This window comes from Clostridium sp. DMHC 10 (assembly GCF_001270375.1).
GTDB classification, from domain to species: domain Bacteria; phylum Bacillota; class Clostridia; order Clostridiales; family Clostridiaceae; genus Clostridium_S; species Clostridium_S guangxiense.
The window spans coordinates 77,353-98,125 of sequence record NZ_LGVB01000010.1 but is presented as its reverse complement, the minus strand read 5'-3'; the positions used below and the strand labels follow the sequence as shown (position 1 = coordinate 98,125).

Annotated in this window: 13 protein-coding genes and 9 pseudogenes; 3 read left to right on the top strand and 19 right to left on the bottom strand. The window is 30.6% G+C overall.

What is annotated here, in order from left to right; translation table 11 throughout:
- Positions 1–103 precede the first annotated feature (103 nt).
- From rpmF to pta, 4 genes and pseudogenes are all read right to left on the bottom strand, one after another.
- Positions 104–289 (bottom strand): 50S ribosomal protein L32, encoded by a 186-nt coding sequence (rpmF, locus tag AGR56_RS01260; protein WP_053240819.1) that lies wholly within the window; start codon positions 287–289, stop codon positions 104–106.
- A gap of 14 nt (positions 290–303) precedes the next feature.
- Entirely contained in the window at positions 304–801 is a 498-nt protein-coding gene (locus AGR56_RS01255) for a YceD family protein (protein WP_053240847.1), read from the bottom strand.
- 176 nt (positions 802–977) lie between these two features.
- A complete protein-coding gene (locus AGR56_RS01250) occupies positions 978–2,180 on the bottom strand; it encodes an acetate kinase (protein WP_053240818.1) in 1,203 nt (400 codons plus the stop codon).
- Positions 2,181–2,191: 11 nt separating this feature from the next.
- Positions 2,192–3,194: pseudogene (gene pta / locus AGR56_RS01245) on the bottom strand (phosphate acetyltransferase).
- A 357-nt stretch (positions 3,195–3,551) separates the two neighbouring features.
- Between pta and AGR56_RS01240 the strand changes: the two are divergent.
- Both AGR56_RS01240 and ylbJ read left to right on the top strand, forming a co-directional pair.
- Positions 3,552–4,752 (top strand): annotated as a pseudogene (locus AGR56_RS01240) (nucleotidyltransferase).
- Between the two features lie 133 nt (positions 4,753–4,885).
- Entirely contained in the window at positions 4,886–6,007 is a 1,122-nt protein-coding gene (ylbJ, locus tag AGR56_RS01235; RefSeq protein ID WP_053240817.1) for a sporulation integral membrane protein YlbJ, read from the top strand.
- Here ylbJ and AGR56_RS01230 read toward each other — a convergent pair.
- The 6 genes and pseudogenes from AGR56_RS01230 to AGR56_RS01205 form a co-directional block, all read right to left on the bottom strand.
- Positions 6,004–6,537 carry a hypothetical protein gene (locus tag AGR56_RS01230; protein WP_053240816.1) on the bottom strand — a complete coding sequence of 178 codons (534 nt, stop codon included), beginning with the start codon at positions 6,535–6,537 and terminating at the stop codon, positions 6,004–6,006. The two genes, ylbJ and AGR56_RS01230, sit on opposite strands and share 4 nt — an antisense overlap.
- 32 nt (positions 6,538–6,569) lie before the next feature.
- A complete protein-coding gene (gene coaD / locus AGR56_RS01225; RefSeq protein ID WP_053240815.1) occupies positions 6,570–7,055 on the bottom strand; it encodes a pantetheine-phosphate adenylyltransferase in 486 nt (161 codons plus the stop codon).
- Positions 7,056–7,057: 2 nt separating this feature from the next.
- Positions 7,058–7,614: pseudogene (gene rsmD / locus AGR56_RS01220) on the bottom strand (16S rRNA (guanine(966)-N(2))-methyltransferase RsmD).
- A gap of 213 nt (positions 7,615–7,827) precedes the next feature.
- On the bottom strand, positions 7,828–9,864 hold the full coding sequence (gene recG, locus AGR56_RS01215; protein ID WP_053240814.1) for an ATP-dependent DNA helicase RecG: 2,037 nt from the start codon (positions 9,862–9,864) through the stop codon (positions 7,828–7,830).
- 111 nt (positions 9,865–9,975) lie between these two features.
- Positions 9,976–11,620, bottom strand: a pseudogene (locus tag AGR56_RS01210) (DAK2 domain-containing protein).
- Between the two features lie 13 nt (positions 11,621–11,633).
- On the bottom strand, positions 11,634–11,981 hold the full coding sequence (locus AGR56_RS01205) for an Asp23/Gls24 family envelope stress response protein (protein WP_157055634.1): 348 nt from the start codon (positions 11,979–11,981) through the stop codon (positions 11,634–11,636).
- 201 nt (positions 11,982–12,182) lie between these two features.
- Between AGR56_RS01205 and rpmB the strand changes: the two genes are divergently transcribed.
- Positions 12,183–12,374, top strand: coding sequence for a 50S ribosomal protein L28 (gene rpmB, locus AGR56_RS01200; protein ID WP_053240813.1), 192 nt, complete (start codon positions 12,183–12,185; stop codon positions 12,372–12,374).
- A gap of 208 nt (positions 12,375–12,582) precedes the next feature.
- On the opposite strand, the gene AGR56_RS20615 is transcribed toward rpmB, so the two are convergent.
- The 9 genes and pseudogenes from AGR56_RS20615 to AGR56_RS01160 all read right to left on the bottom strand — a co-directional run bounded on the left by AGR56_RS20615 (position 12,583) and on the right by AGR56_RS01160 (position 20,749).
- The gene (locus tag AGR56_RS20615) at positions 12,583–12,756 is read right to left on the bottom strand and encodes a hypothetical protein (RefSeq protein WP_198149892.1); all 174 of its coding nucleotides are present in this window, start codon (positions 12,754–12,756) and stop codon (positions 12,583–12,585) included.
- A gap of 63 nt (positions 12,757–12,819) precedes the next feature.
- The gene (locus tag AGR56_RS01195) at positions 12,820–13,455 is read right to left on the bottom strand and encodes a thiamine diphosphokinase (protein ID WP_053240812.1); all 636 of its coding nucleotides are present in this window, start codon (positions 13,453–13,455) and stop codon (positions 12,820–12,822) included.
- Positions 13,455–14,108: a ribulose-phosphate 3-epimerase gene (gene rpe, locus AGR56_RS01190; protein WP_053240811.1), complete on the bottom strand. Its 654-nt coding sequence runs from the start codon at positions 14,106–14,108 to the stop codon at positions 13,455–13,457. Before rpe ends, AGR56_RS01195 begins: the two co-directional genes overlap by 1 nt.
- Positions 14,105–14,972 (bottom strand): annotated as a pseudogene (rsgA, locus tag AGR56_RS01185) (ribosome small subunit-dependent GTPase A). Before rsgA ends, rpe begins: the two are co-directional and overlap by 4 nt.
- Before the next feature lie 20 nt (positions 14,973–14,992).
- Positions 14,993–16,943, bottom strand: a pseudogene (pknB, locus tag AGR56_RS01180) (Stk1 family PASTA domain-containing Ser/Thr kinase).
- Positions 16,921–17,666: pseudogene (locus AGR56_RS01175) on the bottom strand (Stp1/IreP family PP2C-type Ser/Thr phosphatase). The pseudogenes pknB and AGR56_RS01175 overlap by 23 nt, the downstream one beginning before the upstream one ends.
- A pseudogene (gene rlmN / locus AGR56_RS01170) lies at positions 17,647–18,713 on the bottom strand (23S rRNA (adenine(2503)-C(2))-methyltransferase RlmN). The pseudogenes AGR56_RS01175 and rlmN overlap by 20 nt, the downstream one beginning before the upstream one ends.
- An 11-nt stretch (positions 18,714–18,724) precedes the next feature.
- Positions 18,725–20,053 carry a 16S rRNA (cytosine(967)-C(5))-methyltransferase RsmB gene (gene rsmB / locus AGR56_RS01165; RefSeq protein ID WP_053240810.1) on the bottom strand — a complete coding sequence of 443 codons (1,329 nt, stop codon included), beginning with the start codon at positions 20,051–20,053 and terminating at the stop codon, positions 18,725–18,727.
- Between the two features lie 17 nt (positions 20,054–20,070).
- Positions 20,071–20,749, bottom strand: a pseudogene (locus AGR56_RS01160) (zinc metallopeptidase).
- Positions 20,750–20,773 lie beyond the last annotated feature (24 nt).

Below are 20,773 nucleotides of genomic sequence, written 5' to 3'. Positions count from 1 at the left end.
CAATAAATGTCCCTAATGAAAATCTATAGAGTATTAACTCTATAGATTTTATCTGAACCTCTATCGAAATCACCCTAATAAAAGAAATTTATGTAATTTTCCTTTATTTTGATTCTAAAACAACAACTTCTTTACCTTTATAATATCCACAGTTTTTGCAAACTCTATGAGCCAATTTCATTTCATGGCAGTTTGGACATTCTACTATTCCAGGTAAACTTAATTTAAATGTTTGAGCTCTTCTTGAATCTCTTCTACCTTTTGAAAATTTTCTTGCTGGATTTCCCATCTGTAAACACCTCCTTAACGGTTTGAAAACAATTCTTTAAGCTTTTCAAGCCTAGGGTCTATGTTTTCTTCATGACAATTACATGTAGATACATTTAAGTTAGTACCACATATTGGACACAACCCTTTACAGTCCTCTTTACACAACCTTTTTATAGGAAGAGAGACTATAATGTTGTTTTCAACAATTTCACAAATATTCACATTATCATTTTCTATAAAGATAATTTCCTCATCTTTATTTTCTGGATTATTAGTGAGTTTTTCATGAATTTCCAAATCAATATTATATGGAAATTTTTCAAGACACCTTGAACACTCGAGTTCAATAATACCTTTAACGTTACAGTCAAGATATATTATATCCCCCACTCTTGTAAGATCCCCTGTAAGTTTCAAAGGTTCCTTTACATCAAATTCTTCAACGCCATCTTGAAGTTTTTTAATATCAAGTTCAATATCTAAAGATTTCTTATCTACTTTTTTACTTGTTAAATCAGAAACATTTATCATAATACCATTAGCTTCAAACTTATGCAAGCTATTTGCCTTGTATGCCATCGCAAAAACACTTACTAAGCCTCAGTAAAGCTAAATATTCCCTCCCTAGTTATTATTAACCCACTAATTTATCCCTTAGGAATAAAGCCACAATTTATTATATAAACCTAGCAAATAAAAGTCAAGTTTTATTTTAAATATCCCACTATTTCTTTAGTGTCTCTAGCAATCATTAGTTCTTCATTAGTAGGAATAACTAAAACTTTTACCTTTGAATCCTTTGCACTTATATCTTCATCTATACCAATAGCTTCCTTATTCTTTTCTTCGTCAGCTTTTATTCCAAGAAAGTCCATGTTTTTACATATTTCATGTCTATTTTCTGGAGAATTTTCACCAATTCCTCCCGTAAACACTAAGCAATCTATTCCATTCATTGCAGCAATATATGCACCTATAAACTTTTTAATTCTATAATGAAAAATATTAAAAACAAATTTAGCCCTTTGATCGTTCTCACGAACACCCTTCTTTATATCTCTCATATCACTGCTTATTTCACTTAAGCCAAGTATTCCAGATTTTTTATTTAAAGTAGTATCCACTTCTTCTGGTGTCATATTTAATTCTTTAATCATAAATGAAACTATAGCTGGATCTATATCTCCACTTCTTGTTCCCATAACAAGCCCTGCAAGTGGTGTAAATCCCATACTTGTGTCAACTGATTTTCCACCATTTACAGCTGTAACACTAGCACCACCTCCAAGATGGCATACTACCATTTTTAAACTTTTTATGTCTTTTCCTAAAAATTCTGCTGCAGCTTTAGACACAAACTTATGTGATGTACCGTGAAATCCATATCGTCTTATTCCGTAATCCTTATAAAAATTATATGGAAGTGCATACATATAAGCATAGTCTGGCATACTTTGATGAAAGGCAGTATCAAACACTGCAACCATAGGAGTATTTGGCATAAGTTCCTTGCATGCATTTATACCAACCATGTTAGGTGGATTATGAAGAGGTGCTAGCTTGCTGCATTCCTCTATCGATTTCATAACTTCATCATCTATAAGAACTGATTTAGCATATTTTTCTCCACCATGCACTACTCTATGTCCAACAGCAGAAATTTCATTCATACCTTTTATTACTCCGTATTTTTCATCCACAAGGGCATTTAAAACAAGCTTTATAGCTATAGTATGATCCTTCATAGGCTCCTCTATAACATATTTTTCTCCATTAACTTTATGAGTTAATATTGAACCTTCTATTCCTATTCTTTCTACTAACCCCTTAGCGAGAACTGCTTCATCTTCCATGTTTATCAATTGATATTTAAGAGATGAACTTCCGCAATTTACAACTAAAACCTTCATAAATATACCTCCTATATTCCTCTTTGTGCCTCAACAGCAGTCATTGTAACTACGTTTACAATATCTTCTGCACTGCATCCTCTAGACAAATCATTAATATGGTTTTGCAAAACCTTGACATATTGGTCCTATTGCTTTAGCTTTAGCGAATCTTTGAACTAATTTATAACCTATATTTCCAGTTTGAAGATCAGGAAATACAAGTACGTTAGCCTTACCAGCTACCTTACTCATTGGAGCTTTTAATTTTGCAACTTCTGGTTCAATTGCTGCATCTAGTTGTAATTCTCCATCAATATCAATGTCTGGTCTAAGTTCTTTTGCTATTTTAACAGCATTAGTAACTTTTTCAACCAACTCACCTTTTGCACTTCCCATTGTTGAGAATGATAACATTGCAACTTTAGGATCAAGGTTACATAATTTTTTAGCTGTTTCTGCTGTAGTTATAGCTATATCTGCAAGTTCCTCTGAGGTAGGGTTAGGGTTAACTGCACAATCTGCAAATAAAAGTAGTCCACTTTCACCATAATCACAATCTGGAACCTTCATTACAAAAAATCCAGAAACTATTTTAACACCAGGTGCTGTTTTTACTATTTGAAGTCCAGGTCTTAAAAGATCACCTGTAGTGTGTACTGCACCTGAAACCATTCCATCAACATAACCAGATTTAACTGCCATAGTAGCAAAATACAATGGATCTCTTACCATTTTTTCGGCTTTTTCCATTGTAATGCCTTTTTTCTTTCTAAGCTCATAAAATTCTTTAACATAGCCTTCTAATTTTTCTGAAATATTGGGGTCCATTATTTCAGCTTTTGAAATATCTGAATTTAGTTTTTTAGCATTTTCTCTTATTTTAGCTTCATTTCCTACAAGAACTAAATCTGCTAGCCCCTCTTTTAAAATTGTGTTTGCTGCAATTAAGTTTCTCTCTTCTTCGCCTTCTGCTAATATTATTTTTTTCCTATCTTTTTTAGCATCTTCCATTAAGCTTTCAATTAAATCCATGTTTTTTCTCCTTTCGAACTTTGGAAACAATCTTGTAATTTCCACTCTTAGATTTTAAATTCTTAAGTTGCAAAAATCTAGCAATTATAAATCTTGGAATTAAAAAATCTAATTTTTAATTTATTTATATAAATTCACACGTTAATAATATTATTATCTAATATTCATATATAATATAAACCCATTGCAATATAATTTTCAACAAAAAATTAAAAATTTTTTTCCAGCCAATAAATTCAGTATGTTGCGAATTTTCAGTCTATATTAATTGTTTAAATTAAAATTTTATGGAATTGATTTAATAATATAAATTAAAACTTCACAATATTTGTTATAATACTTAATGAGGTGATTTGTTTGAATATAACTGGAATTGTTGCTGAATATAACCCACTACATAATGGACATATCTATCATTTACTCCAAACAAAAAAAATATGCAGCAGCGACGGAATAGTATGCGTTATGAGTGGAAATTTTGTTCAACGAGGTGAGCCAGCCTTAATTGACAAGTGGAATAGAACAAAAGCTGCTATTCTTTCTGGAGTTGACCTTGTAGTAGAGCTTCCATGCATTTATTCTTTATCTTCTGCAGAATTTTTTGCATTTGGTGCTGTAAGTCTTTTAAATTCACTTGAAGTAGTAAACAGTCTGTGCTTTGGAAGTGAATCTGGAAATATTAAAAATATAGAATTGATAGCTGCCATATTAAATAAGGAGCCTGAAGAATACAAAAACTTTTTAAAAGACAATCTCAAACAAGGATTATCTTTTCCTAAGGCAAGAATGAAAGCAATTAAAGAGTTTTTTTTAAAAAATTTAGATTTTTTCTTTAGACGAAAATGACATGACATATTCCAACAATGTGCTTGGAATTGAATACTGTAAAAGCTTAAAAAAGTTGAATAGTACAATAAAGCCTTATACAGTAAAAAGAAAAGGAAATCTATACACAGATACTAAATTATCTGATTATCCAAGTGCTACAGCAATAAGAAACCACTTGAAAAAATCTAATAATATTGATTTGCTAAAGGATTTAGTACCTAAAAGTTCCTTTAGCATTATAAAAAGCAACGTAGACAATATTACTTTTAAAGACAGCATGTTTAATTTCTTAAAATATAAAACTTATATAAATAAAGATTCTTTAAAAAACTTGCCTGATGTTTCAGAAGGTCTAGAAAATAAAATATATAATGCTTTAGTAAACTCTAACAGCATAGATGAGGCATTAACCCTTATGAAGAGCAAAAGGTATGCCTATACGCGTCTTACAAGAATTTTATCCCAATATTACATTGGATTTGACTGTTATAATACAGAGCATTTAAGAAAATTGCCCTGTCCTTATGCACGAATTTTGGGTTTCAATAAACGCGGAAAAGAAATCCTTAGGCTTATGAAGTCAAAAAGTAAAATTCCCCTAATTTCTAAAGTAAATAGAATAGAAGATGAAATATTAAACCTGGATATGCAAGCAACTAGAGCATACAGTTTAATTAATAATTCTATAAACCCTCTTGATGACTATTTAAAAAAGCCTATAATATTTTAATTATATGTAATATTCTTTCATTCTCCTAAAATATTATATTGTATATAGTGAAACTTAAATTTTATAGTTAAGCAATTTATCCATGTGTAAATAATATTTTAGGAGGGATTATCTTTGATAGTTCTATTTTTTAATTATCCCAATTATATTTCTTTTATTTCTTTTATTTAGAAAAACCACACCTGTAAAGTCTATAAATATATTAATTACTACTATATGTTCAATAATTGTAGTATTTATAATTTTAAGTCCAGAAATATGTCTTAAATTTTCAATAAATGGAGCAAAATTATTTTTTTATAATGTTTTCCCTTATGTTTTTCCTTTTATGATTTTATCAAATCTTATAATATATTATAATGGTGTTGAGATATATTCTAAATTTCTAGGTATACTTTGTAAGCCTCAAAAATTACCTAAAAATACAGCAATAGTGCTCGCAATAAGCGCTCTTTGCGGATATCCTCTTGGTGCAAAGTATTCTTGCGATCTCTATGAGGAAGGGGTGATCGATTTTAATACCTTCGAAAGGATTATAAACATAGCTTCTAATGCAGGTCCACTTTTTATAGTTGGAGCCGTGGGGACATCAATGCTGGGAAATAAATATTCAGGATATATTCTCTTGGCATCCTGTTATCTTTCATGCATACTTATGGGTATATTACTTCCATATAAAGCTTCAATTACACATGTACGCACTAAAAAGAAAAGCAATACTAGGAAAGAAAATAACTTAGGCATTTTTATAAAAAAAAGCGTTGAAAATGCGCTTCAAGTATCAATTCAACTTATGGGATTTATAGTTTTTTTCTCCGTATTAATAGGTATATTAAAAAATTCCTTTTTATTTAAAAACATTCAAAATCCCATGGTTAAATCAATAATACTTGGTTGTATTGAAATGACTAATGGTTGCTCAATAATTTCTACTTCAGAAACTTCATTTGAGTTAAAAATGATTTTAACAAGCTTTTTAATGTGCTTTGGGGGATTCTGCGTTATATCTCAAATTTACTCATTTATAGGGAAATATGAAATTTCTCCTACTAAATTTATACTAAGAAAGCTTATCCAAGGTGTCTTAGGAAGCTTTATATGTTTTATCCTAATAAATGTTTTGCCTAAGCAAGAAATAAAATATACTTTTAATTTTCAGCTTTCAAAATACAATTTTATATTATACTATATTTCTTTAATTATAATTTTTATAATTCCTATACTTTTAAGCAAAATTCTAAGGCGAAAATATTAATGCTTATTACTCGACCTTTTTAGTTCGTCAATATTTTCACTTATGACATCGCTTATAGCTTTAAAATCATTTTCAATATCCATATCAAATTGTTCCATATCCTTTTTAATTCTATCTCCTGTTTCATTTTTTCTAATTTCAATTTGTTCATCTAGTTTTTTCAGAAGATTATATGCATACTCGATTGAAGCAAGTTTTATTTCCTCTGCTTCTTTTTTTGCAGAAATTATTATACACTGAGCCTTTTCCTCAGCTTCCTTTGTAATATCATGTTTTTCAACTTCTTCTCTTATATTCTGAAGATTTCTTTCTCTTATAGCATCCGCTTCTTTAATAGCATTATTAAGTATTTTTTCTTTATCACTAATGATCCTCTGAGCTTTTCTAAATTCATCTGGAAGCTCATCAATAATTTGAGTTATAACATCTATCATTTCTTTTTTGTTTACTGACACCTTACGTGAAAGAGGAAATTTACTTCCCGTTTCAACTATTTCTTGCAAGTATTCCAGTAACTTCATTATATTCATACTCTATTCCCCCAAATTGTACAATAATAATATTACTTAATGTTTTTTACTTTTCTTGCAACATCTGATATTATTTCATCTGGTACAAGTCCCTTAATACAGCCTCCCAAAAAGGCCACTTGCTTAATAGATGAAGAACTTAAAAATGAAAATTCTGAACTTGTCATCATAAATACAGTTTCAATTCCTGGATCCAACTTTTTATTCATTAATGAGGTTTGAAGCTCATATTCAAAATCCGCTACACTTCTAAGTCCCCTTACCATAACATTAGAGTTGTTCTCCCGCATAAAATCAACAAGAAGTCCATTAAAGCTCTTTACACTTACATTATCATAAGGTTTTACAACCTTTTTTATAATATCTACTCTTTCATTAATCGTAAATAACCCATTTTTATCTGGATTAACAAGGACTCCTACAAGAACCTTGTCAAACACCCTAGATGACCTTTTTATTATGTCTAAATGTCCATTAGTAATCGGATCAAAACTTCCAGGGTACACAGCTACTTTCATCTTTAGTCCTCCTTATATCTATAAAAGCAAATTGTTGTATTACCATATTTCTTGTGTCTTATAAGTCTAATGCTTTTATTTCCTTCATAAATTTCTTCGCCAGAATCAATTTTAGTAACAATAAGCCATCCCCCTTAAGCATACCTTTGCTGCTTATAATTTCTACAGCCGGCGGAATCATATCTTTCGAATAAGGTGGATCAATAAATATTAAATCGAACTCTTCATTTTTATCGCCCAAATTTTCTAAAGCCTTATATGAATCCATGTTAATTGTTTCGCATTTATCATCAAATTTTAAATTTTCCACATTTTTTCTAAGCAAACTATATGTTTCAGGACTTTGATCTATCAAAACACATCTTTTAGCTCCTCTACTCACTGCTTCAAGGCCTAAACTTCCCGTACCAGCAAAAGCATCAAGAACAATTGAATAGGGAACTTCATTCTGAATTATATCAAAAATGGATTCTTTAACTCTATCCAAAGTAGGTCTTGTCACCATGCTTGCTGGTGGTAGCAATTTTCGCCCTTTTGCAATACCTGAAATTATCCTCATAATGTTTCCTCCAATTCAAGGCAAATTTTCGTTAATATTTTATCACATTTATGTATAACATACAAAAACTATTTTGTTAAATTTTTAATTTTTACTGTTATATAATACGCTTTATAGTGTTGCCGACTCAACTTTTAGCTTATATATGCATCATAATACCTTGAACATAGGATTTTGAAACATGTATAAGTTGAGTTTAGATATGGTAACACTTTAATTAAAGCATATATATCTAGATGTACTTTTTAATTTTTCAGCAATATATTTTTTAACTTTTATATCTTCATCAGCTTTACTTAAAATAAGTTTTTTTGCTTCTTCATTTGCAAGCTTAAGTGTATTTATATCATCTACAACATCACTTATAATAAGCTCATTATCTCCACTTTGTCTTATTCCAAAAACTTCCCCGCTTCCTCTAAGTTTTAAGTCCTGCTCTGAAATGTAGAAACCATCTGTACTTCCTGATATTATTTTCATTCTTTTTTCAACTATCTTATTTTTAAGTTCAGTTATCAAAATACAATAGGAATTATACTCACCACGTCCAACCCTTCCGCGAAGCTGATGCAGCTGGGCAAGACCAAATCTTTCTGCATTTTCAATAATCATAACAGATGCATTTGGTACATTTACTCCTACCTCTATGACCGTGGTGGATACAAGTACCTTTATTTTTCCAGCTTTAAATTCATTCATTACCCTTTCTTTATCCTTAGCTGGCATTTTGCCGTGGAGCATTTCGGTTTCTACATTTTTAAAATATGTACTTTTTAATTCCTCATATAGCTTTTCTACAGAAGTAAGTTTAAGCTCATCATTTTCTTCAACTAATGGACATACTACGTATATCTGTCTTCCTTCTTCAATTTGTTTCAATGCAAAATTATAAACCCTGCTTTTTTCATTGCTTTTTATATAATATGTTTCAATTTTTTTCCTTCCCGGCGGCAGCTCATCTATTATCGATACATCAAGATCGCCATATAAATACAATGATAAAGTTCTTGGTATAGGCGTAGCTGTCATCACAAGCACATCAACGTTATCCCCCTTATTGAAGAGTTTATTTCTTTGCATAACACCAAATCTGTGAAGTTCATCTGTAACAATCATTCCAAGATTTTTAAATTCTACATTATCTTCAATTAGAGCATGAGTACCTATAATTAAATCAATTTCTCCACTCTTTAATTTTTCCTTTATATCATTTTTATTTTTTGCTGTTACACTTCCAGTTAAAATTTCAATTTTTATATCAAAGCTGCTGAATAAATTATTAGCTTCTTTAAAATGCTGCTTTGCTAAAATTTCTGTAGGAGCCATTAATGCCCCCTGATATCCATTCTTTATAACATTAAATAGTGCAATTAAAGCAACTACAGTCTTACCTGAACCAACATCTCCTTGAACAAGCCTATTCATTGAATTTGGTCTTTTTTCATCAACAAGTACTTCCCTTATAACTCTATTTTGTGCATCTGTAAGCTTAAACGGCAATTTTTCCTTTAACACTTTAAGCTCTGACGATATTTTAAATGCAAATCCCTTATTATTAGCTTTAACATATTCTTTAAGCATCAATATTTTTAATGAGTATGTAAATAGTTCTTGAAACTTTAACCTTCTTTTGCTTTCCATAAGTTCAACACTATCCTTAGGACTGTGAATTCCTCTAAGCGCTCTATCAAGGTCATAAAAGCTATACTTTTCAACCAGCCATTTAGGCATATTTTCACTAATCTTAATTTGTTTTAATAACTCTAGTATTATTCTTATAAAAAAGCTATTTTTTAAAGTTCCAGAAAGAGCATACTTGGGAACTATTTTATTATTATTATTTATATCTCCATTTAAAATCACAGGGTTATTTACCGTAATTTCTTTGCTCGTTTTTTTTATTTTCCCAATTATTTTATACCAATTATTATAAATAAATTTGCTTTTTATATAAGGTTGATTGAACCATACAGCATAAAAATTATTTTTTCCATCTGAAAACATCATTTTAGTTACAATTCTTCCACTCTTAGCTCTAAATTCTCTTTCTAACTTTATTGGCATACAATTTAAAACTATTTTATCACCATCTTGTGTCTCTAATATGGAAGGGCATGAAGATATATTATCATAGGATTTTGGAAAATATAAAAGCAAATCCATTATAGAAAATATACCACATTTATTTAATTTTTCTGCCATTTTAGGTCCTATTCCTTTTAAACTTGATATATCCGCATTGATATTCATAACTTTTTCACTCCAAAATATTTCTATAGGGACTTTGTTCTAAAATATAGCCCTCTATAAAAAAGAAAGTAGCACTGCTACTTTCTTTTTTATACAACTCAATAACAATATCTACTCAACAGATACTATAAAATAATATAATGGCTGCTCACCAAAGCTGCACTGTACATCTTTAGTTGAATATTTTTTCTCAAGCTTTTTAACCAGCTTTTCTACTTCACCATTATCGCAATCTTTTCCATAATAAACAGAAATAAGTTCACTATTGTCGTCAATCATGCTGTCTATGATATCTTCACAAACTTCGTAAACATTATTTCCGATCTTTTTTATTTTTCCTTCAATAAGACCCAATATATCGTTTTCCTTTATATTGTTTCCATCTATTTCAGTATCTCTAACTGCATAAGTTACAGAGCCTGTCTTTACATTTTTAATAGCCTCTGCTAAATTCTCGATATTAGCTTGCGCTTCTCCATCATAATCAAATTCAGCAAGGCAAGTGATAGCCTGTGGCATTGTAGTTGTAGGAATTACATATACATTTTTTTCTGATAAATCTTTTGCCTGATTTGCCGCCATGATTATATTTTTATTGTTTGGAAATACTATTATATTTTTCAGCATCAATTTCATTGATACTTGAAAGTATATCTTGAGTACTTGGATTCATGGTCTGCCCACCTTCTATTACCTTATCCACACCCAAATCTTTAAATATTTTTGTTATTCCTTGACCTAATGCAACTGATATAAAACCATATTTTTTATGCTGCGATTCTGTAGAAACTTCATCATAACTTTCTTTATTATCAGCTTCTGACTTAAGCCCAAGAACCTCCCTATGCTCTTCTCTCATGTTATCTATTTTTATTTTAGAAAGTTCCCCAAGCTTTACGGCTTTCGATAAAACAACACCTGGATCATTAGTATGTATGTGAACTTTTGTTATATCATCCACATTTACAACTATCATGCTGTCACCTATTTTAGATATTTCATTTCTAAATTCTGTAACGTCAGATTCATTTGAATGTATTATAAACTCTGTACAGTATCCAAATTTTATTTCTTCATCAACATTCACTCCAGCTGTCTTAACAGTTTTAGATGATTTTATCTCGCCACTTAGTTCTACATTTAAATCATCTCTTAATGCCTCATACATTCCTTTTAATATTATAAGAAGTCCTGTTCCACCAGAATCTACAACCTTTGCCTTTTTTAAAACTGGAAGCATTTCAGGAGTTCTATTTAATGCCTCTTCACTAAACTCACATACCTCTTCTAACAATTCTGTAATATCAGTTTTATTGCTTTTTAATGCACTTTCACCAGCACTTCTTACTATAGTTAAAATAGTGCCTTCTGTTGGTCTCATTACAGCTTTATATGCAAAATTTGCTCCTTCCATTAAACAATGCGAAAACTTTTCACTATCTATTATTTCAGCATCACCAATTCCACTTGAAATTCCTCTTAAAATTTGTGATAATATTACTCCGGAATTTCCTCTTGCTCCCATAAGTGCACCTTTGGCTAACTTTTTAGACATTTCGCCAATTGGGGAAGTTTTAGCACTATTAACTTCTAAAACTGCATTTCTGAAAGTCATGGACATATTAGTTCCTGTATCACCATCTGGTACAGGAAAAACATTTAATGAATTTACAAATTCTTTTTGTTCCTCTAGTCTATTGCAGGCATTTACGATCATATTATAAAAACTATGCCCATCTATTGTTAAGTGTTTCAATTTTAGTACCTCCTTAGACTCTTACACCTTGCACATTTACTGTTATACTTGAAACCTTTAGTCCTGTGTAATTCTCTACATTATATCTTACTTTCTGAATTATATTGTTTGCTATAACTGAAATTTTTGTGCCATATTCAACTATAATATATAACTCAACACTTAATTTATTTTCCTTACAATTTATTTTAACACCTTTGCTTAAATTTCCGCCTTTTATGAGCTCCCAGAGTCCATCCTTAGCATTTTTAGAAGCCATACCAACTACACCATAACATTCCATAGTTGAAACCCCTATAATATTAGCAAGTGTTTCCACAGAAAAATTTATATTACCATTTTCATTGGAAATCTGCATCATTTTAAATTCCTCCTTAACTATAAGCATAATACAATTTTATATTAAAACAAACAATTATTCAATAAGTTTAAAAATTTAATTGCTATAATTTATGAAAAGAAATTAATTTTCTCTTGCATATTTTGCTCAATATATGATAAAATATGATATGTGTTTTGTTTGGAATGTATTTTTTACATATATAAGGGAGGTGTATACATAATGTCAAGAAAATGCGATATATGCGGAAAAGGTGTTGTTGCTGGCGTACAATATAGCCATGCACATAATCAATCAAAAAGAACATGGCTTCCTAATATAAGAACAGTTAAAGCTGTAGTTAATGGAACTCCAAAAACTATTCATGTATGTACTAGATGCTTACGTTCAGGAAAAGTACAGCGTGCTATATAAAATAAAAAATGCAGTTGTTTATCAATTGCATTTTTTATTTACATTAAATTTAGTTTTATGTTTAATTTTTTTTTTCTCACAAAAACTTTGATTATGGTCGATAAAAATTTTGGAAGCTTTACGGCGATAATTTTCATACTATATCCCCTCCTAAAATATAATCACAAATACACTATTATCTATATATAATTTATATGCATTTAAATACTCAATTATGGCAATGTTCTATTAAATACCAACCTAAATATATGAGCCCTGCTCCAACTGCAATTATCCATCCACAAACTGGTATTACAACAGCGATTATTATACCAGCACCTACAGAGGTTACTATTAAACCAAGCGTATTTTTTTCAATTTTCTTCTTAAAACTTTTTGACATAACAAGCACCTCCTTTAGTAACTCACTAACATTATATGCTGAATCACTAAAAAAGTTTACTCATTAATCTCTAGATTTAAATACAATTACATATCCTTTTTCAAAAGTTATTTTAACACTTACATCCAAAAATTCATTTGATATGGTCCTTGGATCTCCAAACTTCAGATTATAATCAAGAAGAGGATATTTGGCTCCCTCTATGGATAAATTTTTAACTTCATTCATATATGCTTGTATTGAAAACATCTCACCTTTTTTGCCTTCCAGTACAGATGTCTTATCTATTATAAATATTGTGTTATTATCATCTTTTATGCATGCTTTTATTCCTCTTTTATTGCATCTTAAAAGCAGCCCCATGTTTCCAAAAAGATGATCAAGTCTTGTACCTGTACATCCCAAAAAAACGACTTCATTTACATCCAATTTTAAAGCCTCAGAAAGTGCTAATTCAGTATCAGTAAAATCTTTTTCTTTTGGATATTTAAATACATTAATGCAATTATTTTTAAAATATTCAAAAGCTTCTTTACTTATAGAATCAAAATCTCCAAGCAAAATATTAGGTTTTATTCGGTACTTGTACAAGCAATTTGCACCACTATCGGCACATATTAAAAAATCACAGTTTTTTAGCTCGTCCATTAAAAGCTTCTCAGATGGCTCCTTGCCTCCAGAAATTATAACTACTTTCATTAAATTATGCTTCCTTTTAATAAATTAATATTTTCTTCTATTGCATTATCTTTAAATACAGCTGAACCTGCAACTATAACATTAGCTCCAGCTTTTACTACATTTTTTATATTATTAGCTCCAATTCCGCCATCTACTTCAATTAAAATATCCTCATTAATATCCTTAGAAAGTTCCTTTACTTCTTTTATTTTATTCAAAGAATAGTCAATAAATTTTTGTCCCCCATAACCAGGGTTAACTGTCATTATAAGTACCATATCTACTGAACCTAATATATCTTTAATACACATAACCGGTGTCCCTGGATTTAACGCAATACAAGCCTTTATTCCAAAACTTTTTATATAATTAATAGTTCTATCAATGTGTCTATCAGCTTCATAATGAATTGTAATAATATCAGCGCCACATTTTACGAATTCTTCTATATATCTTGATGGATCCTCTATCATAAGATGAACATCAAATGTTTTTTTAGTGTAATTTCTTATAGACTTTATTATAGGAAAGCCAAAACTAATATTAGGTACAAAATTACCATCCATTACATCGATATGTATAAAATCAGCATTAGATTTATCTAAAACTTTTATTTGCTCTCCTAATCTTGAAAAATCTGCTGATAAAATTGATGGTGCTAATTTAATCATTTATACTTCCTCCTAGCCTTTAGTTCTTCTAAGGCACTAACATAAAAGTCATATCTGCTTTTATGTATTTTCCCTTGATTTACTGCCTCTTTAACTTCACATTCAGGTTCCTTGTAATGAAGGCATCCTGAAAATTTGCACATATCACTATATTTTAAGAATTCCGGAAACAATTCTTTAAGTTCCTCAGTTTCCAAAAATTTTATGTCAAGAGAGGAAAACCCTGGGGTATCAACTAAGAATCCCCCATTGAGTTCTATAAGTTCACTGTGTCTTGTTGTATGTTTACCTCTCTTTATTTTTTCACTTACATCTCCAGTTTGCATAGCTTCTTTGCCTACTAATCCATTAAATATAGTAGATTTTCCAACTCCTGAAAACGCCGCATACTACAGTTACATTTCCACTTAATTTATCCTTTAAAGCATCCATGCCAATTCCACTTTTTGCATTTAACATTACGTATTCATAACCAATTGTTTCTATAATACTTTTCATGTTTGAAATCTCATCATCAGAAGCCATATCTATTTTGTTAAAACATATAACCGGCTTTATTTCCTTTGCTTCACATAAAACAAGAAACTTATTAAACAAATCATTATTAAAGTTAGGATTTCTCATAGCAAATACTACAAATGCCTGAGTAATATTGGCTACGAGTGGTCTTTTAAGTTCATTAAATCTAGTTTGAATTTTATCTATTACCCCTTTGTCACCATCGACAGATATTAAAACTCTATCACCAACAATAGGAGTCATTTCATTAAATCTAAATTTCCCTCTTGCCTTACATTCATATACTTTTTCCCCAACTTTAACATAATAAAATCCTGCTATACCTTTAACTATTATCCCTTGCATAAATCCTCCAATTACAAAATTTACTTTTTATCACCACTACCATTTTGAGTGTTTGAGCCTTCCTGACCGTTACCTGTAGATGTCGTAGTATTTCCACTACCCTGCTGATTATTGCTTGGCTGTGTAGGAGGTGTTGTATTGCTACCACCGTTGCCCTGTGGCCCACCACTCTTAGTATTAGTACTGGTCGCCTGCGTATTTGTGTTAGTATTGTTATTATTATTTGATTGTGCTGTTGAATTATACTTTAAAACTATAATAGTAACAGTTGAATTTTTAGCAACTTTTGTACCAGGCCCTGGGGTTTCAGATTCAACTATGCCATCCTTACTTGAATCAGTGGTATATTTCATTTGAATATTTACATTAAATCCAGAAGCCTTAAGTGCTGCACTTGCATCACTTTGTGTTCTGCCTGATACATCTGGTACAATTACAGTATCGCTTTCACTAGAACCAGTACTTATAACTAAATCTATAGTTTTACCTTTTTCAAGACTACTTCCTCCTGATGGATCTTGATCAATTACATATCCCTTTTGAACTTCATTACTACTTATTCTTCTAATATTTCCAACCTTATACCCACTTTTAGTTATTTGATCTTTCGCTTCACTTTCTGATAACATAAAAAGTGTAGGAACTGTACTTGTTTCTTGACCTGAACTTATATCTACTCTTACTGTAGTGCCTTCATCAACTTCCGTATTTTCACTTGGAGAGCATGCTATTACTGTTCCAACTGGCTTATCGCTTTTTGTTCTTTGAACAACTTCGAATTTTAATTTTACATTAGCAACAGCTTTTTTAGCATCTCCCTCTTTAAGTCCAATAATCTTCGGAACCTTAACCCTACTAACCGAACTTCCTCCAAGAAGTCCTGCTCCAAGTGCAAAAAATAACACACAGCCAGCCAATATTATGACTCCTATAATAGATGCAGCTATTATCTTTTTCTTTTTGCTTACTTTATTATTTTTAGGTTCATCTTCTTCTGGATCTTCTGCATCTTCTAAACCTTCATTATCCTCAAAACCATCTTTGTTCTTAGTAAGATCTTTTTCTAAGCCTTTTGCCTTTACTGGTTCCATTACTCTAGTGTAATCTTCATCGTCATCTACACTTATAGTCTCGTCAAAATCATCTATTTTATAATTACTTTTCATTCTAATAAGATCATTTAATATTTGTCTTGCATTTTGATATCTGTCATCAGGATTTTTTTGAAGGCACTTTAAAATCAAACTATTAAGTGATTCTGGTATATTTTCATTTAAATTCTTCGGAGGAACAACTGGTTCTTGTATATGCTTTAAAGCTACAGAAACAGGAGTATCTGCATCATGAGGAACTTTACCCGTTACCATTTCATAAAGAACTATTCCAAAAGAGTATATATCTGTTCTGCAATCAACCTTTTTTTCCCTGCGCCTGTTCAGGTGATAAATAATGTGCAGACCCAACTACTTTGTCTGTACTTGTAATTGTAACTGAATTTGAAGCTTTTGCTATTCCAAAGTCTGTAACCTTAACAATTCCATCTTTTGTAACCATTATATTATGAGGTTTTATATCCCTATGAATAATATTATTTTTATGAGCACAATCAAGAGCTTTACTGATTTGAATAGCTATTGTTATAAGCCTCTTTGTATCTATTCGCTTTTCTTGCTTTATTATTTCCTTAAGAGTTTTTCCGTCAATGTATTCCATAACTATATAATTTACTCTTCCATCTGCACCAACATCATATATATTGACAATATTGATATCTGAAATACTTGCAACAGATGTTGCTTCCCTCTTAAATTTAGCCACAAAATCATCATCATCGGAAAGTTCATTTTTAAGAACCTTCACAGCTACATTTCTATTTAAAACTGTATCCTTTGCTTTGTATACAATCGCTGTGCCACCTACACCTATTTTTTCCTCCAATTTATATCTATTACTTAGAACAGTTCCTATCATCTCTACACTCTCCTCCAAATACAATAACTGATATATTATCTCTACTTCCCTTTATTTTGCTTAATTCAACGAGTTACTACAGGCTTCATTGTTATCATTTTTAATTACAATATTGTAAATGTCCTGAGTAGTTACCCCATTGGTCAACCCATCAGTAGATAATACACATTTATTAACTTCAGTTAAATCTATATTAAAAATATCAACATCCACAAATTCACTAGTTCCAAGTGCCCTTGTTATTATGTTCTTATTAGGATGAGTCATTGCCTCTTCCTCAGTTATGGTACCAGTATCAACAAGCTGTTGTACAAGAGAATGATCTTTAGTTATTTTTTTTATTTCATTTTTTGTAATTGTAAAGCAACTGCTATCCCCAACATTAGCTACAGCCATACTGTTATTCTTTACCAAGCATGCAGTTATAGTAGTGCCCATTCCAGATAAGCGTTCTGAAACCTTTGATTTTTCATATATCTTTTCGTTAGCATAGTGAACTGCATTTTCAAGAAGTATTCCCATTTGTTCTTCTTTAATATCGCTTTTCCACTTTATGTATTCTATAGTAGCTTCAACTGCAATTTTGCTTGCAACTTCACCGGCATTGTGCCCTCCCATTCCGTCTGCAATAATATAAAGTTTTAAATCTCCATCTTCGTAATAATCAGCATAATCTTCATTTAGCTTTCTAACATTACCAATATCAGATACTATTCCTACCATCTTCACACCTCTTATCATCATCACTTTGATTTAAGTAATTTCTTCTCAGTTGACCGCATGCCGCATTAATATCTAAGCCCATTTCTTTTCTAACTGTATTTTCTATGCCAGCTTTAGATAAAACCCTTGAAAATTCTTCAATAGTATTTTTAGAAGGTTTTTCATATGAGGTTTCCTTGACTGAATTTACTGGAATTATATTTACATGACATAACATTCCTTTAAGTAGGATTGATAGTTCTCTTGCATTTTCGATGCTGTCATTAACATCCTTTACCAAAGAATATTCAAAGGTAACTCTTCTTTTGGTGATTTTAGAATAATTACTGCATGCATCAATTATTTCGCTAATACTATATTTATTAGCAATTGGCATGATTTTTTTCTTAAATTATCATTTGGTGCATGAAGAGAAATTGCAAGTGTAATTTGAAGATCTTCTTTTATTAAATCATATATTTTAGGTACTATTCCGCAGGTGGAAAGTGTAATATGTCTTTGACCTATATTCAAGCCCTGATTATCATTGACGAGTCTTATAAATTTGATTACATTATCATAATTATCTAGGGGTTCACCACTTCCCATAAGCACTATATTAGATATTCTTTCACCAATTTCGTTTTGTGCCTCAAGTACTTCAGCAAGAATTTCTCCTGCTGTTAAATTTCTTATACGTCCGCCAATAGTAGATGCACAAAAACTGCACCCCATTCTACATCCAATCTGGGTTGATACGCATATCGAATTTCCATAATCATATTTCATTATAACACATTCAATTACATTTCCATCGTTGTATTCAAATAAAAATTTACTAGTGTCACCATACTTTGAATCCAATCTTTTAATCACTTTAGGTATTCCTAAATAAAAGCTATCACTTAATTTTTGAGTAGTACTTTTAGGGATATTTTTCATATCGGAAAAACTAAAGTTTCCTTTATAAATCCAATCATTTACTTGTTTAGCTCTAAAAGATTTTTCGCCATGAGTTTCCATCCAATTTTTAAGTTCATCTAAACTCAGGTCTAAAATATTTTCCATTTAACATTCACCTACCACAATTTCCTTAATTTGCACATAAAAAAACCATCCATGTGTTCATTTGGAAGTATTGTAACACCGTATTCACCATACCTTATATTTGGAGCATCTCCAAAAAATATCTCCTCTATTTTAAAATTATTATGACTAGCTATAAATCTTTTTATATTATTTTCATTTTCATCCTTATTAAGAGTACAAGTTGAATAAAGTATGACCCCACATTTTTTCAAATATTTAGAAGCATTCTGAAGTATTTTTTCTTGAATTCCACACAATTCTTTTAAATCATTAATACTTTTATTCCACTTTATTTCGGGCTTTTTCTTTATGATACCGAGACCAGAACATGGAACATCAACTAATATTCTATCAGCTTTTCCCCTAAATTTTTCGTTATACACCTCAGCGTTCATTACATCACAGTTTATATTTGTAATGCCAAGTCTTTTAGCATTCTGTTCTATAAATCTTAATTTATTTTTATGTACATCAAAAGCATATACAACTCCAGTATTGTTTGAAATTTCACTTATATGAGTTGTTTTACCACCCGGTGCACTGCATAAATCCATAACATACATGTCCTTATCAATTTCCATACATGGAACTGTAAGCATTGCACTCTCATCTTGAACAGTAAAATCTCCTTCCAAAAATAGTGGATTATTCTCTATACTGCTGCCTCTTTTTATTTTTATAGCCTCAGGACATATATATCCCTCTTCAATATCGTAACCTAACTCCTGCAACTTATGAAACATTTCATCGTAAGTTACTTTGAGTGAATTTACTCTAACTGTAACATTAGGCGTAGAATTTAATCCACCTAGTATACTGTCAATATTTTCAGCACCATATTGCTTTATGAAAAAGTTAACCATCCACGGTTCAAAGGAGTATTTAAATGCAAGAACCTTAATTTTATCTTTGGAATTGCAAAAATCCTCATCTAACCTTCTTAGATAGTTTCTAAGAACACCATTTACAAACTTAGAAGACTTAAGAGATGAATATTTTTTTGCAAGTTCAACGCCTTCATTTACAACTGCAAAATCAGGTATTCTGTCAAGATACTTTATCTGATATACAGAACTTCTAAGTATATTTAATATAATTTTATCCAGCTTACTAAACTTAACCGTTATAAACCTTTTAAGGATGACATCAATTGTATATTTATATTTTATAGTTCCATACACTATTTCTGTTACAAGTCCCTTGTCGCTTTGGCTTAAGCCCGAACTTTTTAAAGTTTTATTAAGACTTATATTTGAATATGAATTATTGAAAAACACTTCATTTAAAACATCTATAACAACTTTTCTCGCATTTACCATATTTTTATTCCTTTTCTTTAATCTCTGTCTCTACTTATAATTATAAGTCTAAGTAATTGTGAAACTGCCATTAATGCTGCTGCTACATACGTCATCGCCGCTGCACTAAGTACTTTTTTTAGCCCCTTTTACCTCATCACCATAAAGTATTCCTCTACTTTCAAGAAGTTTTAGAGCCCTACTTGATGCATCAAATTCAACTGGTAAAGTTATGAGATGAAATACAACAACTGCTGCAAAAAGAACAACACCAATTCTTGCAAGGAATGGAATACTAAATATGATTCCTACAAAGAACAATATCCATGATGCGCTAGAACTCAAATTAACAGCTGGTACTATGGCATTCCTTATTTCAAGTGGAGCATAATGCTGCTTATGCTGAAAAGCATGACCTGTTTCATGCGCTGCCACTCCAATTGAAGCCACAGAAGTTCCATAATAAACTTCCTCTGAAAGTCTCATTACTCTATTTGCTGGATCATAATGATCAGTAAGTTTTCCTGGTACAACTTCTACAGGCACATCATATAAACCGTTGGCATCTAAAAGTTTCCGTGCTGCATCTGCTCCTGTATAACCATTTATACTTCTAACCTGTGAATAATGATTAAACGCAGAACTAATTTTTGATTGAGCCCAAAAAGAAAGCAAAATAGCTGGAATCAATAAAATATATGTAGCATCGAAATACATTCTAAACACCTCTTTATCTAATTT

Bases quoted from the DNA above. Each gene is read 5' to 3' on its own strand.
- rpe (WP_053240811.1), bottom strand. From the start codon at position 14,108: ATGATTAAATTAGCACCATCAATTTTATCAGCAGATTTTTCAAGATTA.
- rsmB (WP_053240810.1), bottom strand. From the start codon at position 20,053: ATGGTAAATGCGAGAAAAGTTGTTATAGATGTTTTAAATGAAGTGTTT.
- AGR56_RS20615 (WP_198149892.1), bottom strand. From the start codon at position 12,756: ATGTCAAAAAGTTTTAAGAAGAAAATTGAAAAAAATACGCTTGGTTTA.
- AGR56_RS01250 (WP_053240818.1), bottom strand. From the start codon at position 2,180: ATGAAGGTTTTAGTTGTAAATTGCGGAAGTTCATCTCTTAAATATCAA.
- rpmF (WP_053240819.1), bottom strand. From the start codon at position 289: ATGGGAAATCCAGCAAGAAAATTTTCAAAAGGTAGAAGAGATTCAAGA.
- AGR56_RS01255 (WP_053240847.1), bottom strand. From the start codon at position 801: ATGATAAATGTTTCTGATTTAACAAGTAAAAAAGTAGATAAGAAATCT.
- coaD (WP_053240815.1), bottom strand. From the start codon at position 7,055: ATGAAAGTAGCTGTGTACCCTGGAAGTTTTGATCCGATTACTAATGGA.
- AGR56_RS01195 (WP_053240812.1), bottom strand. From the start codon at position 13,455: ATGAAAGTAGTTATAATTTCTGGAGGCAAGGAGCCATCTGAGAAGCTT.
- recG (WP_053240814.1), bottom strand. From the start codon at position 9,864: ATGAATATCAATGCGGATATATCAAGTTTAAAAGGAATAGGACCTAAA.
- AGR56_RS01205 (WP_157055634.1), bottom strand. From the start codon at position 11,981: ATGATGCAGATTTCCAATGAAAATGGTAATATAAATTTTTCTGTGGAA.
- rpmB (WP_053240813.1), top strand. From the start codon at position 12,183: ATGTCAAGAAAATGCGATATATGCGGAAAAGGTGTTGTTGCTGGCGTA.
- AGR56_RS01230 (WP_053240816.1), bottom strand. From the start codon at position 6,537: ATGAATATAATGAAGTTACTGGAATACTTGCAAGAAATAGTTGAAACG.